General features: G+C 39.9%; 12 protein-coding genes. 7 read left to right on the plus strand and 5 right to left on the minus strand.

What is annotated here, in order from left to right:
* Positions 1-33: 33 nt before the first annotated feature.
* On the minus strand, positions 34-1,323 hold the full coding sequence (locus CH354_RS00520; protein ID WP_100726353.1) for a hypothetical protein: 1,290 nt from the start codon (positions 1,321-1,323) through the stop codon (positions 34-36).
* On the minus strand, positions 1,313-1,999 hold the full coding sequence (locus CH354_RS00525; RefSeq protein WP_100726352.1) for an OmpA family protein: 687 nt from the start codon (positions 1,997-1,999) through the stop codon (positions 1,313-1,315). Before CH354_RS00525 ends, CH354_RS00520 begins: the two co-directional genes overlap by 11 nt.
* A 300-nt stretch (positions 2,000-2,299) precedes the next feature.
* On the opposite strand from CH354_RS00525, the gene CH354_RS00530 reads away from it, so the two are divergent.
* Entirely contained in the window at positions 2,300-5,065 is a 2,766-nt protein-coding gene (locus CH354_RS00530) for a hypothetical protein (RefSeq protein ID WP_100766258.1), read from the plus strand.
* Positions 5,066-5,139: 74 nt separating this feature from the next.
* On the opposite strand, the gene CH354_RS00535 is transcribed toward CH354_RS00530, so the two are convergent.
* Entirely contained in the window at positions 5,140-6,309 is a 1,170-nt protein-coding gene (locus tag CH354_RS00535) for a DUF3095 domain-containing protein (protein ID WP_100766259.1), read from the minus strand.
* 91 nt (positions 6,310-6,400) lie between these two features.
* Between CH354_RS00535 and CH354_RS00540 the strand changes: the two genes are divergently transcribed.
* Positions 6,401-8,167, plus strand: coding sequence for a glycoside hydrolase family 3 protein (locus tag CH354_RS00540; protein ID WP_100766260.1), 1,767 nt, complete (start codon positions 6,401-6,403; stop codon positions 8,165-8,167).
* Positions 8,168-8,174: 7 nt separating this feature from the next.
* Here the strand turns inward: CH354_RS00540 and CH354_RS00545 are convergent, their stop codons facing one another.
* Positions 8,175-9,317 (minus strand): hypothetical protein, encoded by a 1,143-nt coding sequence (locus CH354_RS00545; RefSeq protein WP_100726349.1) that lies wholly within the window; start codon positions 9,315-9,317, stop codon positions 8,175-8,177.
* A 44-nt stretch (positions 9,318-9,361) separates the two neighbouring features.
* Between CH354_RS00545 and murA the strand changes: the two genes are divergently transcribed.
* The 5 genes from murA to CH354_RS00570 all read left to right on the plus strand — a co-directional run bounded on the left by murA (position 9,362) and on the right by CH354_RS00570 (position 14,215).
* Positions 9,362-10,666, plus strand: coding sequence for a UDP-N-acetylglucosamine 1-carboxyvinyltransferase (murA, locus tag CH354_RS00550; RefSeq protein WP_100716403.1), 1,305 nt, complete (start codon positions 9,362-9,364; stop codon positions 10,664-10,666).
* Positions 10,667-11,353, plus strand: a complete 687-nt coding sequence (locus tag CH354_RS00555) for a 4Fe-4S dicluster domain-containing protein (protein ID WP_100726348.1) — start codon at positions 10,667-10,669, stop codon at positions 11,351-11,353. It begins immediately after the preceding gene.
* A 169-nt stretch (positions 11,354-11,522) separates the two neighbouring features.
* A complete protein-coding gene (locus CH354_RS00560) occupies positions 11,523-11,837 on the plus strand; it encodes an LIC10235 family protein (protein ID WP_015678495.1) in 315 nt (104 codons plus the stop codon).
* Between the two features lie 90 nt (positions 11,838-11,927).
* Complete coding sequence (locus tag CH354_RS00565; protein WP_100726347.1) at positions 11,928-12,758, plus strand: hypothetical protein; 831 nt, start codon at positions 11,928-11,930, stop codon at positions 12,756-12,758.
* 92 nt (positions 12,759-12,850) lie between these two features.
* Positions 12,851-14,215, plus strand: a complete 1,365-nt coding sequence (locus CH354_RS00570; protein WP_100726346.1) for a FliI/YscN family ATPase — start codon at positions 12,851-12,853, stop codon at positions 14,213-14,215.
* A gap of 20 nt (positions 14,216-14,235) precedes the next feature.
* Here the strand turns inward: CH354_RS00570 and CH354_RS00575 are convergent, their stop codons facing one another.
* Positions 14,236-17,382 carry a SpoIIE family protein phosphatase gene (locus CH354_RS00575; protein WP_243395903.1) on the minus strand — a complete coding sequence of 1,049 codons (3,147 nt, stop codon included), beginning with the start codon at positions 17,380-17,382 and terminating at the stop codon, positions 14,236-14,238.
* Between the last annotated feature and the right edge of the window lie 41 nt (positions 17,383-17,423).

The following is a 17,423-nucleotide window of genomic DNA, read 5'->3' on the forward strand; positions in this document are numbered from 1 at the left end:
AAAGAAAAAAATAAAGAAAAGAAGAACTATCTCCTAATAAATTTTATCTTCGTCATAATAAAAGGAAACCCCTGGCATGATATAAAATTCTGTAACAGTATGTTTGATGGATGTTGACATTTCCGAAAATCCGATGTAAACGCTTCTGGCAGAATAATCACTTCTTGGGACTGACCCCACTGTATCTCCCAAATAGGTTTCATAGGTTCGCTTGATATCTTGGCGGATCATACCTATGTCCAAAGAAAAACGACAGTATTGGAAAGATGTTTCCAAATTTAAAATGGTTCCTTTGTCTCTGACCCTTCCACCATACGCAGGGATGACTGCTGTGAGAGAAGAGGAATTATCATTAAATACTTCTTGGATGATTTGAGAACCTAACACAGAAAAATTCCCTTTCCTGTCCAGAAGTTCCAAACGTGCTCGGATCTCCCACCAATCTCTTAATTTTAATTTTGAATAAATACCTGGTAATATCCCTTTCATGGAATATTCTGCATTGGCATCACCACCAATTGACCAAGTGGTTTTATTCGGAACGGTTGCTTCGGGACGACTTGTCGAATAAGAGCCATAAGAAATATTGTTTCGTTCCGTATAACGATGGAAATTGATCGATGGTCCCACCATCAATATTTTCGTAACAGGATGTGTGTAGGAAAATCGTAAATTTTGACTGACTCCTTCAAAACGGAGTAATCGGTTCCCTTCAAAACTACTTGCCCAATAAGCATCTGTCCTTGGAGAAATAAAATTATTGGAAGCAGGAAGGTTACGGCTATAAACACCTAACGTAGTATCTTCGGCATATTGGATTTCGTATTTATTTTTATAACCATACCGAATGTCAAAAAACTGCGAATTAACACCTAAATCTTTTGCAGGTTTATAAGGAATGGCAAGTGGAGCACCAGGTTCTGTGATTTGTCGAAATAAGGAATTTTGGAACCAAGCAGGTCCAGTTTCATTCAGGATCGCTGGAGATAATTTTCCAAAACCAAATCCACTTCGAATCATCAATCGGTGTTCGTAAACTTTATTAAAAATCTCCATTGGAGTTTGGTTGTCTTCTCTCCGTTCCAAACCCACAAGTGGATTTGTACTTGGTGGTTCAGTAACCGAAGTTGTTTCGGTTTTTGGAGCCACACTTGGATTTGTTTTTTCTGGGGTAACTACCGAATCCTTTTTTGGTTCAACACTCTGGTTCGCCTTATTTGTTTCTTCTGCGGATAACCGATTTCCACTCAATACAAAACTTAAAATGAGTACAGTATAAAGAACTGATTGGTATTTTTTTTGATTTAAATTCTTAGTAAACAATGCGAACTGTCCCTACGTAAATTTCAGTTCTACGATTTTTCTTTTCAGCTAACATCGTATCTACGATCTTATGTAAATCAGCATAACCATCCACTTCCTTAAATCGTTCTTCTGCGATTTTATGGACAAGTTTGAGTTCTTTTTTTACAGATTGAGATCTTTCTTTACTGAGTTTTAAATTCATGGAAAATGCCCCAACACTATCAGTGTGACCACCAATCCGACAATTGGTTTCTGGATAGGCTTCCATGGCATCCCCTACTTTTGCGATGAGTTCTTTTGCTTTGGGAGTTAATGTAGATTTTCCTGAAGGGAAGGCAACGTCTCCGTCAATGATGATGAGAAGTTCACGAAGTCTTTTTTCATCGTCTTCGATTCGTTTGAGTTCGACACCTTTGGCAACTAAACTTCCGCCTACTTCTTCGAAGGGAGTTCCTGTGTGTTCAAAATCACTTCGAAGTCCCTTGTATAATTTTTCTAAATAATCAGGAGTTCCTAATTTATCGAGAGAACCTACAGGTAAACTTCCTAAATGTTCACTGGGTTTCGATTCATCAATATGAACACAACCACAAAATCTTTGGAAGGCCTCTGATTCAATCCACTCTGGTTTGGTGGTCGTCTGGCAATAGGTAACGGATAACGAAAATACAGTGAACAATAATTTTCTAAACATAGAACGAACTGTCCCTATCTTTTGCACCAAGAATAGAAATCAATTGATAATTCTATCAGGAGATCATTGGAAATTAATTTCAAACTATTTCCTTCAATTTAACGTATCTTTGCCACATTTGCCTAGTAAAAATACGGAATGAATGGAATGGCTTACCAATCTTAGCGTCTATAATAAACATTGTTTAACGTACGTTACTTGTACATTCTTTCTACACAAGAATGAGATTGTCGTTGCCATGAATGGAAAGGCATCCATTTATTGTTTTATAAAAAAAGATTGGTTAACGGGAAATTTAGTATGAACTCCACCAAACAACGACTGGCATCATCCTTGTCATTATTATTAGTATCACTCCTAGTGGGATGTAGTGGAGCCGCATCTGCCGGAGATAATCTTTTATTTGGTATCAGCGAACGTTTTGAACGAACATTCGGGAATCCAACTTCTACTTGTTCTTCTGATGTGACCATCACTACCAAACTTGTTTCCCTTTCGGAAGATGGAGATGTTAACTCAACCTTTAGCACAGTGAATGAAAATGGTTTAGACGATGTGGATACTGATGGTGGGACTTCATGGGGTTATAAATCCTTCCAAACCTGTATTTATCCGAACGCTCCCTTCAGTGGGAGTTTGGAAATTCCTGTTTCCGTGACTTCCAGTTATGGAACAAGGATCATATCATTAAAAACCTTTCCTGCTCCCGATGTTGCCATCCCCACCAAACTCACGTTTACTGGCAACGGAGTCACACAAAGACAATGTTTTACATTTACTGTGGTTCAAGATGCTGTCAGGAGTGCAAAAGTAGATCCAATGGCAGTGGCCCTTGGAACCATGACACAAAAAAACGGTAGTGGTGAAGAAGTTTCTGGTACGTACACTGGAAAAGATGCCTGTGATATTTCTGTTGCGGTAGAGGATGATGAAGGACCCGGTGTACGCGTTTCCAATATCTCCTCAGTGATGGAAGAACCAGGCCCATCCGCAACAACAACTAGTGGCTCGTTCCAAGTGGTATTGCGTACGGCACCAACTGCCAATGTTACCATTCCCATCAATGAAGTGTATGATTCCGTCAACGCTAGTAACCGCGAAGCAACAGCCAATCCAAAGACACTCACATTCACAACTGGTGCATGCCCAGGAACCGGAAATTGGTGTACACCCCAAGATGTTACGATCACATCCGTTGATGATTTGGAAATTGACGGCATCAAAGTGTATACTGTGGAAGTATCGAATACAAGTAGTTCTGACGCCGATTATAATGGAATCAAACCAAGAAACGTTGTGGTTTACAACCGTGACCAAAGTGTTCCCGGTTACGCCTACCAAAGGTTTGATGCCACAACAGGAACTACTGGTGCATCAGGTGGAGCGATCAATCGATTTGCAACAGATGAAAGTAATCGATTTGGAACCAAATACTCACAATTCCAAATCAAACTCCGCACCAAACCCACAAATACGGTTACACTTAATTTTTCTTCCAATTGCGGGAATAAATGTAATATCCTGACACCAACTCTCAGTTTTACGACATCGGATTGGAATGTATACCAAACCTTCCAAGTCGAAGGGAAATCAGACTCAGCAAACACAGGAAATGCGGACTATACCGTTTCCTTTGTCGCATCCTCATCCGATGCCACATACAATACAACGGTTGCAGAACCAACCTTTTCTGTACGTTCCTGTGATAATGATGGAACCAACCTCCTCCAACCATGTAATTTTTCAGGTTCGTCCTTTGGTACTGTTAGCAACCGTTTGTCTGCTGTGGAAGGAGGGTCTACGAATATTTGGATGATCTCCCAAACGGCACCAAGTTCCGATATCACGATTGGCCTCACTAGTTCCGATACAACAGAAGGGACAGTTCCTGGAAGTGTCACTGTATCCTCATCTAACTATAATTTCATGGAATCAGGTGGGGCAAACCAAATTGTCCTCACACACGTAGATGATATCCTTGTGGATCTAACCCAAAACTGGACTGTCACAACGGCTTTATCAACGGGAGGCCTTTCCTACAATCCGATTGATGTTTATGCTGCCACAACTGATGATGAAAAATCATTTTATATCTCACATGTGGGAAACACTCGTGAAGGAACAAGCAACACAGCTACGGTATCGGTATGTTTAGGTGGCAATAACCCAACACAACCTGTGGTTCTCAATATCAGTTGCAAATCCTACTCTGCTGGAACCGCATCTGCTGGCGAATGTGGGACCATCACATCTTCCCCCATTACCTTCCCTGTGAATAGTGAAGTAGAACCTGGCAATGCTTCTGATAGTGGATGTGCAAGTTCTGCCAAAAAACAAACCTTCACTGTTGTGGGTCTTAATGATACCTATTCGGATGGAAACCAAAGTTTTGACATCCAACTCTCCATGGTTGCAAACACCGACACAAATTACCAAAATGCAACTAGCCCCAGTGACCATTCCATCACCAACGAAGACGATGAACCAGCCGGGAAAGCAATTTTTGTGACTACCTCTAGTTATAATGGAGAAATGACCGCACAAGGTGTGTTTGGTGCTGATGATACATGTAATAATAACAAACCTGGTGGAGTTCCCGCTGGAACTTATAAGGCTTTGATTGTCAGTGATAGCGCAGGTGGAGTTACAAATGATCGAGTTCCCAATGGAACCAATTGGGTGTTAACTGCTGGTTATCATTATTACCGTTGTAATAGTTCTGGGTATACCAATTGTAGTGATGAACATACGAGTTTATTTGTAGCAAATGGTTCCGCTGGATTTGATCCAACAAGTATCTCTCGTTCGTTTTCTACAGTGGGAGATCAGTACTGGACAGGGATGACAACAAGCCTAACAGCAGCAACACAAGGATTAACTCCTACGTGTACGGGTGATGGATTGACATACCGTCACAACTGTAATGGTTTTACGTACCAAAACTGTCCTTCTACACCAAGTTCTTATATGTATGGACAAACTTGGACCATGGCATCAAACACAAGTGTCACAAGCCAAGAATCCATTTGTTCTGCTACGAAGAAATTAATCTGTGTGCAACAGTAATCTTTATGAGTACGATAGGATCAGATGATGATAGATACAAGTGAACAATCACATCAGGAAAAAAAAATAAGGGACTAATTCCCTTTTAGTTTTTCCTTCAGTGATTTGGCGGCCATGGCAAATCCACCATCCGCTCCATCTACAAAATGAACCTCATCTGAGGATGCCACTTTTAAAACACAGGTCATGAGTGACCTGTTGGATACAAAAAGTCCATAGTGTAACAATCCTTCACCTTCTAACTTTTGTAAGAATGTCTCTAGTGCCAATCTATGTTTTTTTGTCCCATCGATTACCATTTTAAGTGTGCCATCATATTTCCGAAAATCAGCACTCATCACCTGGTATTCCTTTAATCGATCTAAGGAATAATGACCAGACTTTAATGGCAATTTCCATTTTATGGCAAGGGCCATCACTGTCCTTTCGATCCAAATTTTGATTAAGGTAAGTGCAAATTTGAATCCAGAATGATTGCCAGTCCTTGCGATTGCCTCTTTCCTGAGTTCACCACCTGATCCCAATTTGATTTGACCAAGGCTTAAAGGATGGTATTCCTTTTCTTCTCCATATTCCGACTTGATAAAGTTTAACACTCGTATCACGATCTTCTTACAAACTTCTAAATCGGAATGGTTTGGTTTGACAATGAGAGATACAATTTCCCCTCTTTCACTTGGGACATCCTTCCAACGGCAAGTAAAGCCTGTGAAGTCGGCAGGTAGGATTTTTTCATTTTCACGGACCAAATAGGATTCGTCTTTGCCTTCTTTGATCCATTGTTCCGCAAGTGGAAGTGCCGTTCCAAAGAGGGAACATTGTACGTAATGATCTGAAGCTTTGAATTTTGTTAAAAATAATTCCGTTCCCGCTCGGTATAATTCTTGTACAGGAACAATACCGGCTCTCATCGTAAGTCCAAAAGCAGACTTCACTTGTAAAATCGTATCTGCAATGGCAGAACGAATGGGGAATAATAAATTGATGGGTAATAAAAAGGTGACACCATCTCCACCAAATACAAATGGAAAGTCCATATGCCCATACACATTGGCAACTGCAATGGCAGTCAGTCCACCTGCAGTGTTCACATCTTTATAGCGTCCTTCCTCAATTGCTTTTGTGGAGCCCACAATATCAGTGATGAGGACAAACCAATCATCGGGAACTTTGGCAACGGTTGTTTCTTCAAAAATACTTTGGAACTGAGAACTGGGTTTTATGTTTTTATAAAAATCATCCACTAGATACTCAGACGACCCAAACCAAAAACATATGAGAGATTTTTCGTAGTTGTCTTAGAAAAGCGGATCGTAAAACGTACAATCATACTCTATGAACCAAGTTCTTTTACGTACCTCCTTTTCCCTCTTCCTTTTGTTCGGATTTTTTGGATCTTCTTATTGTTTTGGTTTTTACCTCACGGAACTGGCAGCAAACGAACGGAAACGATGGTTGGATGAAAAAGCATGGTCAATCACAAACAGTATGTCGGAAGAAGAACTGGTAGGCCAAACCATTCACATTGCCATCCCTTCCAAAACAGTGGACCAAATTGCATTGGATGAAATCAAACAAACAAAACCAGGTGGTATCATCCTCTTTGGAAAAAACCTAGGCAAAAAAGAAGAGATCCTCTCCCTCACTGAAAATCTGCAAATCGTTGCCAAAGAGAATGGTCTACAACCATTTCTCATCTCAACAGACCAAGAAGGAGGCCGTGTATTCCGTGTTCAAGATGGGATCACACATTACCCAGGTGCCATGGCTGTGGGACAAACTGGGAAAAAGGAATGGGGAGAAATCATCGGCTTTGTCACTTCCTATGAACTGAGAAGTTTAGGTTTGAATTTTTTGTTTGCACCTGTTTTAGATATCAACAACAACCCACTCAATCCAGTCATTAACACTCGTTCGTTTGGATCGGATGTAAACCGAGTTTCAGAAGTTGCCGTTGCCTATGAAAAAGGTGCAAGGGCTGGTGGTTGTTTACCGGTGATCAAACATTTTCCAGGCCATGGGGATACCACAGTCGATAGCCATCTCGGACTTCCCATCATCAATAAAAGCCTAGAGGAATTGGAAAAACTAGAACTAGTTCCGTTCAAACAATCCATCCAAGGTGGGGCAGAAGCGGTGATGTCTGCTCATATCGTGTATCCCAAAATTGATCCTAATTTTCCCGCCACACTTTCAAAAACAATTCTAACAGATGTTTTACGGAAATCACTACAATTTGATGGGATTATTATTACAGATGCAATGGAGATGCATGCCATTTCCAAAAACTATGAAAAAGACAGACCTGGTGTTTTAACAATCCTTGCTGGAGCCAATATCGTTTTACTGACAAGTTGGGGCGAAACTGCCAAAAAATTCAAAGCCCAATTGATGGATGCTTACAAAAAAGGAGAATTTCGTTTTGTAGACAAAGAAGGAAAAGAACGTGACATCTTAAAAGAAGCTGTCCAAAAACAAATTCGCAAAAAATTGGAACTGGGTATCTATGATGCAAACTCCATCTTACCAACAGTATACGAGGAAAACCAAAAACAAAAAGAATTCCTTACGACTTGGGAAAAAGAAAGAAACGATCGTTACACAACACTCAGTAAATCACTTTTTTTTGCAAAAGAAATCAATGAAGACTCAATCCGTGCCTATCCAAAAGCCGTAAAAACTGCCCAGATTTTACCAGAGCAAACTCTTTCCTTTGTGAAAAACCAAAAACTCAAAGAAGTATTAAAATCGAAAAAAATCCAATCTGTTCCCCCAAAATCATTTGGAAGTTATGTGAAACAAAAAACATATACAACTTATTTATTCGATTCCACTTCGGAACCTGAAATTCTTTATGTTGTGAGTCTTGCTAAAAAATTTCCAAACAAACGTTTCCTTGTCATGCATGGAGGGACACCCTTCATCCAATTACCAGAAATGCAAAACGTAGAGTATCTATTGTCTTTTTCGTTAACTGTTGGTTCTTGGGAAGCACTTGGAGTGAAACTCACTTCAGGAAAAGAGATTCCAAAAGTGGATTTGATTTTATTAACAAAGGAATTAAAGACACCTTCCAAAGGTGCCTTTCCTGAAAGTTTATAAGTTTAGATTACGTTAAAACTTCTCTCACTCCACCACGTTTGCGGATTTCTTCATACAAAGATTTCCGCATGGTTTCATCTGCATCTACATATCGTAATAAGTATACATCTGATTTTTGTTTTGTGGGCATCATCTTTGCACGGATATGAAAGGTTGGTCCTTTATCAAAACTAAAACTGACTTCCCATAAATCTTGGTGTTTCCAAATTTCAGAGGAAATTCCCGAAGGAAAGGTAAATAAAATCCCTCTATCAGACAATCGTTCTGAAAGTGTGATGAATGGTTTTGCGGTTTCTTTGATTTCGAATTTTTTTTCGTTATTTTCTTTTTGGTCTTTGGCTATGCGTTTTAACACTTCTAATTGTTTATCAATGTTTTCTTCGCTGAGTAATAATTTATGTTTATCTAACTCTAAATCCTTTTTTTCTTCAGGAGGTGGCCAAGGAGAAACGGTAATCGACATTTTGTCCATTAACATCAAATGGGATTCCCCTTTTCTTTCGATTTTTCCATTAAAATGAAAAATGACTCCACTTTCATTTGTTTTGATCACTTTACCATCTAACAAATAACCACCACTGCTAGGACGGAATACATATAATTTTGCTTCTTTTCCAGGAACAAGTAAGTCCTTCGACAAACCCTTTGTGGACAAAAGTAATTCATCGGAAGTTTTTTGCATCACATAGGTGAGTTCTTCTCGTCCGTCTGCTTCAAGTGCTGCCACCTCACCAACGGTTAAATCGTTTAAGGATAAAATTTCTTTTTTGAATTCAACACCAGAACGAAAGAGTTTATCAAAAAGATTCACTTCCTTTTCAGTTGTATTTGCATTTGATTTTAGAAAATAACGATACAATGCATTTTTGAGTTTGTTCCTGTTTTCAGGGAGAAGGTAAATCTCTCGTTCATCATCATTCAAATGGTCATAAAAACTATGTAGGATATTGAGTTCTACTTGGTTGCATTTTCTTGCAATGGCATACCTTTGGAATTCCACCCAGTGGTTTACCACACTTGTTTGTTTGTTTTGTAAGTAGTTCATGACCTTTACGTAAATAAAGGCTGCAACGCCCATGAGAAAAATGTAAAAGATGTAGATTGTATCAAATTTTGGAAAAATCCAAACGACTTGTGCCATAAAATTCATAAATTACTTTTCCTCATATCTCCGTTGTGTCGAATGGAAGCAAGGTGAGCTCTTCCTACTTTAAAATTATCGGCAAAAATCCACTCCACGGGACAATTGTTCCCCAAGGAAATAAAAACGAAGCACTTCCACTCCTAGGAGCTTTGCTCTTATGGGAAGGAGACGTGATTTTAGAAAACCTACCCGAAATTGCCGACGTCCAGAAGCTCATGGATGTTCTCCGCCACATTGGTGTGGAGATCACTTCCCTCGATACCAAAGGATCCTACCTCTTTCAGAAAAAAAATCCAGTGAAATCGGATTTACCTTATGAACTTTGTTCCCAACTCCGAGGGGCTGTGACTCTTGCAGGTCCTATCCTTGCCAGAACGGGGCGTGTATTTTTACCAAAACCTGGTGGAGACAAAATTGGTCGCCGCCGTATGGACACCCACCTCCTTGCGTTAGAAGCCCTTGGTGCGAAAATTGAAGTGTTTCCAGATGGTTATATGATCACAGCCGATCGATTGTTCGGGAAAGACATCCTGCTCGATGAAGCATCGGTGACCGCTACCGAAAATGCAGTGATGGCAGCCGTTTTTGCAGAAGGAACAACTACCATTCGAAATGCAGCTTCCGAACCACATGTACAAGGACTTTGCCGATTTTTACAAGCGGCAGGTGCCAAAATCGAAGGCATTGGGACAAACCACCTAACGATCACAGGTGTCACTTCTCTTTCTTCTCCCAGTGGTGGTTTAAGACACCGCATAGGATCGGATTATTTGGAAGTTGGATCCTTTATCAGTTTAGCAGCCGTAACTGGTGGGGAAATCCACATTACCGATGTTAATTTGGAAGACATTCGAATGATCCGAATGGTCTATTCCCGACTTGGGATCGAAGTGCGACCAACAGAAACTGGTATCCTTGTCCCTTCCGACCAAAAAATGGAAATTATACCCGACTACCATGGTGCCACTCCCAAAATTGATGATGCACCTTGGCCTGGATTCCCAGCTGATATGACATCCGTTGCGTTGGTGACTGCCACACAGTGTAAGGGAACTGTTCTCATCCATGAAAAACTCTTTGAATCTCGGCTCTTTTTTGTGGACAACATCATTGCGATGGGAGCCCAAATCATCCTATGTGACCCACACAGAGCCATTGTGATTGGTGCCAATCGATTGTATGGACAACGAGTGGCAAGCCCAGACATACGTGCAGGAATGGCGATGATCATTGCTGCTCTTTGTGCGGAAGGCCAAAGTGAGATCCATAACATAGTCCAAATTGACAGAGGATTTGAGTCAATTGATACAAGGTTAAGGTCACTTGGGGCACAAATCGAAAGAATTCCAAGTTAAATGAAACGTAAGGATCTTTTCCGAGAAGGATTTAAATCCGTTTTCCAATTCACCTTTACGAAAGCGGATGAAATTTCCGAAGCCATCAAAGAAGTTTGGCAGGAAGAAACAGACCAAATCCCTAAAAAAACACCCAAATCCGATCCAAAACAGAACGTCAAAAAAACAAAACAAAAGAGTAAGCCGACTCTTGTTCGGAAACGTAAGACAAAGATGTTCCAAACTCTGTCTTTACCTCCAGGAGCATCAAAAGATTTTTTTTCTCTCTGTACAGGTTGTAACGAATGTATTTTTGCCTGTCCTTACGCCGTCTTATTCCCTGTTACAGCAACAGATTCCGAAAAAACATATCCACATTTTGATCCAAATGCAAAAGCTTGTCACCTTTGTTCTGATTGGCCTTGTATCACTGCTTGTCCTGAAGACGCATTATTACCGTACGAAGTGTCCGAAACGACGCCAAAGTTTGGTAAGGCGAAACTTTTAAAAGAATTTTGTATCAATGAAAAAACAGGGGAATCAACCTGTAATGCTTGTTTTGTTACCTGCCCTATTGAAAAAACCGTTAAATTTAAAGGGAATTTACCAGTTTTTGCACAATCGAGTTGCACAGGATGTGGGTTATGTGTAGAAACTTGTCCAAGTTTTCCAAAAGCAATTCAGATTAAGTTATTCAAAAGCGAATGATCACCTATCAAACGTTTTAGAAAAAAAACTTCGCAAAACATCAAAAAATTGTTATTCGGTAAAAAAAATATCTTGAATTTTTATGAAAGAAGAGAGATACTCTTGTTAGGGCAAGGGATTTCCCTTCGTCAAAAAAAATATAAATTAAATTTAAAGGAAAAAGAAAGCTATGGAACCACAAAAAGTAGGCCCAGGACAAATCGACAAAATCGCGGATGATCTTAAAAAAGACCCAGAGAAGTCGATTGGGAATTACCTTTTCAAAGGATTCAGAATTCAAATCTCCAAGTACAAAGCATCTGGAGCGGAGAGAGTTCAACAACTTTACAAAAGAAGAAGAGCACAAGGTCTATGCATCGTTTGTGGTACCAAAGTAACTCGTAAAAATCCGGTAACAGGAATTCTTTACAGACTTTGTGACACTCATAGAGCAGAAATCGACCAAAAGAATAAAGAAAAAGCAAAAGCGAAAAAAGGAAAATAATTTCCTTTCCATTCACTTTTCGAACTGAAAGGGGACAATAGGTCCCCTTTTTTGTTTACAGAGACAAATCTTACCGTAACCTCATTTCCTATGAAAACTCTCCTTCCTTTTCTCCTGCTTTCTGTTTTTGGTTGTTCCCAACTCATTTGGCGTGATGCACAATTGCCAGAAGAAATCTCACCTAGTAATGATCCGAATGTGAACCTGGTTTTAACAGTCGCTTACCAAGAGAAAGATTCTTGGAACCCTCTCAATGGAACCACAGACAAACGTGATTACAAAAGTCATATCAAGTTGGTAACGAACGGTGTTACGGGAGGAAAAGTATTAAGGGAATGGGATTTACCATCGTGGGCGTTAGGGGATGGAATTTTTTACCATACAAAATCGAACACATTATTTGTGTTATATGGTAAAAATGACGAATATGGAACCCTTAACCAAACCCTTTCCATTTACCCAGAAGTAGGTGGTGCATTTTCGTATCCCGCAACTCCAGAAAGGAAAATTATTTTCCAAATGGCTCCTTCCCCCAACGGAAATTTAGTGGCACTCATCACAGCAAGTCCAACCAAAGAAGATGAATTCACAGAATTCGAATTGTCCATCCTGCAAACTGCTGACAAATCAGTGCAGTCCTACCCTCTCAGTTTCTGGACCGCATTACCTCTCTATGGGATTCGCTGGGCAGAAGATGGCAGCAAATTGTACGTTCGGACACCCGATCGTATCCTTGTTTGGACAGGCAAAGACCTGACCGAAACAAAAACCTTCCCAGATTGTTTTACGGTCCCTACCAATTTTGGCAAGTGGGCATATGAATCAGCAGACCTTGCGGAAGGTGGAAACGTCAAACTTGGGAAAAAACTGCCCTCCCCCAAACTGATCTCCAACATGGACCAAATCAAACTCTGTCGTTAGAACGAAATAGGCCAGAGATTCCTACTTTGAGTTTCTGGCATCAATTCGCTTGATTTAATTATGTCTCATGATTGGATGAGTGAAAAGACCCCATGATCGAGAAAAAATTCACAGAACAAATCGATGCCATTTCGAAATACCTGAATGTCGTCGAAAAAATCGAACCCATTCGCAAAAGTGGGGTCGTTGTATCTGTTGTGGGGAACGTCATCTATTCCCAAGGACCTCCCGATTCTAAGGTTGGTGAAATTTTAGAAGTCGAACGTGGGTCAGACAAAGGATACCTAGCCTGTGTCCTTGTTGGATTTAAAGACCATCTATACACCTTAATGCCATTAGGTGATACTCAAGAAATATTCCCTCATGCCTTTGTATTTTCCTCTGGTAGACAAATCACTTTAAATGCAGGTCCAGAACTTTTAGGACGAGTTTTAAATGGTCTTGGGAAACCAATTGATAACAAAGGGATCCTCATCACAAAAGAAGAAAGAGCATCTGAACCAAGGTTCTTAAACCCACTTGATCGCCCTCCTATCTCTGAAATTTTAGAAACAGGGGTTCGTGCCATTGATGGAATGTTAACTGTTGGGCGTGGACAACGGATTGGAATTTTTTCAGGTTCTGGAGTTGGTAAATCCAGTTTACTTGGGATGATCGCCCGTTATACGAATGCAGATGTAAACGTGGTAGCACTCATTGGAGAAAGGGGACGCGAGGTAAATGAATTTTTACATGTAGAACTTGGGAAAGAAGCACTGGCAAGATCGGTTGTTTTTGTTGCGACTTCTGATTCTTCCAAGATGGAACAAGTGAGTTGTGCAAACCTAGCTTGTTCAGCGGCAGAATACTTTCGTGAAAAGGGAATGTCAGTCAATTTGTATATGGATTCCCTTACCAGGTATGCAGAAGCCCTAAGAGAATTATCCATTGGCGAACCAGTTGTCACAAAAGGATATGCATCCACTGTATTTACTAAAATGGCAAAACTAGTCGAACGTGCCGGAACCTCACATAACGGCGGTTCTATTACTGGTTTTTATACTGTATTAACTGATGCCGAAGATGATATGGATGATATTGTGGCGGACAAGGTTCGAGGATTTATTGATGGGCATATTGTATTAACAAGAAAACTTGCCGAACAAAGCCATTACCCTGCGATTGATGTACCTTCTTCTCTTTCTCGATTGATGCAAAAAATTGTGAATGAAGATCACTATATGCGTGCCTCCATTGTTCGGGAATTGATCTCCAAATACAAAAATTCTGAAGATATCATCTTACTCAATGCCTATGTGCGTGGTGCTGATGAAAAAATAGACATGGCAATTGATAAAAAATCGCAAATTGATGACTATTTAAGACAACGAATTGAAGAAAAATCTTCTTACAACGAAGCGATCAAAAAACTGGAACTTATTTTACAATCATCATCTCGCAATGACGATGAGTTTTAATCCAATTAAATAGTCTTAACTCATTCAATTTCTAAGATCACAAGGGTTACGTCATCATCTGGAGTTCTGTTCCCAGTAAACTCTTTGATTTTTTCGAGTAACAAACGTTTTGATTCTGTGACGGGATAACCACTATAACGGTGTGACATCGTTTCCCAATTTTCTTGGCCAATCATTTCTTTTTGTGCGTTGGTAGCTTCCGTAATACCATCTGTATACAATACAATTCGATCACCTGATTGGATTTGGATGTGGTCTTCCTGAATATCAAGTTCTGGGATCCAACCAATGAGTTTTCCCTGTGGCATACTGAGTTTGGCTTTGTTTTCTCCTTTACGGTTGAGGATAAGAGGAGGGTGTCCACAACGAGCATGGATCATTTGTTTGGTTTCCAAATTGATATAGACATACGATGCAGTCACAAATGCACCCTTCATCTTTCCTAAGAGCGTTGTATTGATTTGGTTCAATAGTTGTGAAGGTTCTTTGGCAAGTCTCACTTGTGTGGAAAATGCAATTTTTAACATCGCTGACACAAGGGCAGCGGGGATTCCATGCCCGGATACGTCTGCAATGAGAACTCCCAATTCAGTTTCAGAGATCGCATGGAAATCAAAAAAATCTCCACCGATACTGTCCATTGGTTCATAATAAAACTCAGTTTTAATTCCAACTACATTTGGTGCTTCTTCCGGTAGAATGGAATACTGAAGTTTTCGCGCCAAACCCAATTCGTTTTGGATGGCGATGAATTTGTTTTGTTCTTCTACTGCTTTTTTTAAAGTAATTAGATTTTTAGCACGAGAGATCAATTCACGTTTGTCAAATGGTTTTGCCAGATAATCATTCCCGCCTGCTTCCAAAGCAGCGATAATGTCTGCAATTTGATTTTTGGCAGTTAAAAACAAGATGGGTAATTGGTATAAAGAATATGATTCTCGTAAAACAGCACAAACATCATACCCACTCATCCCAGGCATCATAATATCAAGCACCATAAGTTCAAATGGGCCTTCGTCTCTCACAAGACGAATCGCATCCACACCATTCGCAGCTTCACTTACATCACAGCCAATGAGAGTTAAATGATTCTTTAGCACCTGACGGTTGATAGGTTCATCATCCACAACGATGACTTTTAATTTTTCACCCTCAAATTCTTCTTCTGTATCTTCAATTGGTTCAAAATCAAAATTGTCTCCACCAAACCACATCTCTGTTTTTTTCATAGGTGGTTTTTCGATCGGGATTTCCCCTTCTCGTGCTAACGGCAATGAAAAAGAAAACACAGATCCTTCTGAAGGAATGGATTCTACCCAAATATTTCCTCCATGGAGTTCGACCAAACGTTTTGAAATGGCGAGTCCAAGCCCCGTCCCACCAAACTTACGTGTTGTGGAAGAATCCACTTGTTCAAAGGAACGAAAGATATCAGAAAACTTGTCTTTAGGAATTCCGATCCCAGTATCTCGGATGGAAATCACTGCCATTTTATCTACGATTTCACAAGATACTTCAATCCTACCCTTTTCTGTGAACTTGATAGCATTTCCAATGATATTGAACAAAATCTGTTGGAGTCGTGCTTCATCACCAAGAATCGGTGGAAAATCAATAGGAACATTATTCCTAACGGTAAGATTTTTTGTTACATATAAAGGTCTTGAAATCACAAGGACAAAATCACAAATTTGGTGTAGGTCAATTGCCTTCAGATCCAAATCCAAATCGCGATTTTTCATTTTGGAAAAATCTAAAATGTCATCAACGAGGGAAGAGAGTCTTTTCCCAGAACTGACGATCATTCCCAAATTTTGTCTCTGTTCTTGGTTGAGTTTCCCACCGATTCCATCAAACATAGATTCGGCGATACCAATAATCCCATTTAATGGTGTTTTTAGTTCATGGGATGTATTTGCCAAAAACTCATCTTTCAATTTATCCAAAGCCAATAATCGTTTCGATAAAGTTTCCACTTCTGAAAATGCACGGCTAAATCTTCTAGATAGTGTAAGAGATTGAACTAGGATAAAAACGAAAATCCCAATGGGAATTGCTTCCACCGAATAAAAAATTTGGTTTGCGTTTAACAAATCGACAAGAGCTGCAATCGCAACTGTACAGATTCCTACAAAAAACAAAAATCCACTTTCTTTTTTGTGGATGGCTGCCCGGAACACACCTTGTAGAATCATGAGGATCCCAAATAAAAATACAATCTGGTAATAACTGTTTAGTTCTGTATAAACTTGTGTTGGCAAAACAAACAAAAATGAAATAAACAAAAGTGTTGGGAAAAGAAGTAACCTGTGCATCCATTTCGGATAATAATCAGGATAAAACTCACGAAAAAATGCAAAGAACAAATAAGGTGAGATATAAAACGTAAAGTATTCAATTCGTAAACATACATTCCAACTTAAAATAGGTGATAGTTCATTGAAGACAAATCGTTCACCTGTGAATAAAGTCCGAAGTGCTAATAGTAATGCGGCAAACCCAAATAATAAATTCCCTTTGTCCGTGCGTCGAAAGTAAAACAATCCAAAATGATACAATGCAATGATAAATACAGATCCAGCCAAAAACAGTGAAGAGGCAAGGTCAGTTTCACTTTCCCTGTACAACTGGTTCCACTCACCGATGTAAGGTGGTTCCCATAACCCACCCTTAGCATGATGGAAATTAGAAATTTCAATGAGTAACTCGTTTGGGCCATCCTTCCATGGTAAAGGATACAATTGGAATTGGTAAGAAGGGTCAGACTTGTCTCGTGTTTTTCCGACAACACCGGAAGAACCAAGTTGTTTGCCGTTCCAAATCACACGAGAGGCAGTTGCCACATCCAAAATTTTGATTCCAAACACTTCCTCATTTGCCAAATAACTTGGCTTTTGCAAAACGAGGCGGTAGGTCCCATACCCTTCTCCTGAGCCGAGGACGGAGTTCCAAATCCCTGGAACTGTTAACATTTGGAAAGGAAGATCCCGTGTTTCCACTTCCGACAAAAACACTCGGGGGTAAAACTCCCAATCCCCTTCTAAATGGATCGGGGTACCACCACTGGACTCCACTGATTCACCAAGTGAGGTGGCAAATGCAGGAGAAAAGGAACCTAAAAACTGGCTCCAAACAAACAAAAGGAGATGTAAGTATTTATGGGACAATATTCCAAGTTTTACGTATTTTTTTAAAAATACGAGTAAAA

It is taken from the genome of Leptospira levettii (assembly GCF_002812085.1).
GTDB lineage: Bacteria > Spirochaetota > Leptospiria > Leptospirales > Leptospiraceae > Leptospira_A > Leptospira_A levettii.